At 64.9% G+C, this 558-nt stretch carries 1 protein-coding gene and 1 pseudogene; one reads left to right on the top strand and one right to left on the bottom strand.

Annotated features, from left to right (window positions below; all coding sequences use genetic code 11):
- A pseudogene (locus HLUSI_RS27985) lies at positions 1-192 on the top strand (TolC family protein); the annotation flags it as partial.
- A 54-nt stretch (positions 193-246) separates the two neighbouring features.
- On the opposite strand, the gene HLUSI_RS27980 reads toward HLUSI_RS27985, so the two are convergent.
- Positions 247-540 (bottom strand): ketopantoate reductase C-terminal domain-containing protein, encoded by a 294-nt coding sequence (locus tag HLUSI_RS27980; protein WP_330987160.1) that lies wholly within the window; start codon positions 538-540, stop codon positions 247-249.
- Positions 541-558: the final 18 nt, after the last annotated feature.

Here is a 558-nt window from a genome sequence, read left to right as displayed (position 1 = left end):
GACATCAGGCACGCTTACCTGCAACGCATCATCGCGGCGCAGGACGCCTATCAGGGCGGCGTGCTGAGCCTGACCGAAGTGCTGGAGGAAGACCGCCTGCTGCTGCACGCGCGCGATCAGCTGGCGCAGGTGCGCGCCGACGATGCGCGTGCGGCGGTGTCGACGTTCCGTTCGCTGGGCGGAGGGTGGTAGAAGAAATTGCATGCGCCCCGCTCGGAGGCGCATGCAATTCATGCAGACAAAAAATCAGGCCGGCTGGTTCAGCAGGCGCGCTTCGTAGGTCTTGAGATGGGTGTAGACGACTTGCAGCAGATCGGTTTTGACTGCCGCCTCGCGGCCGCGGCGCAGCAGGTCGCCGATGATGTGGTCGGCTTCGATGCGCGCGCCGTTGCCGATGTCGCGGAACATGGAGGCGGTCAATGTCGAGCCGGCTTCGGTCAGCATTTTGCGCGTGCGTTCGAAGAATGGGCCGCCCGGCGCATGGCCGTTGGCAGCGGCAATGCCGCTGGCTTCATCGAGCAGGCCGCTGACGAATTCCAGCCCGCCGGCGGCTTTTTA

The organism is Herbaspirillum lusitanum P6-12 (assembly GCF_000256565.1).
In the GTDB taxonomy this organism is placed as follows: Bacteria; Pseudomonadota; Gammaproteobacteria; order Burkholderiales; family Burkholderiaceae_D; genus Herbaspirillum; species Herbaspirillum lusitanum.
The sequence above is the reverse complement of the archived record's forward strand: the minus strand, read 5'-3'. Positions and strand labels throughout refer to the sequence as shown.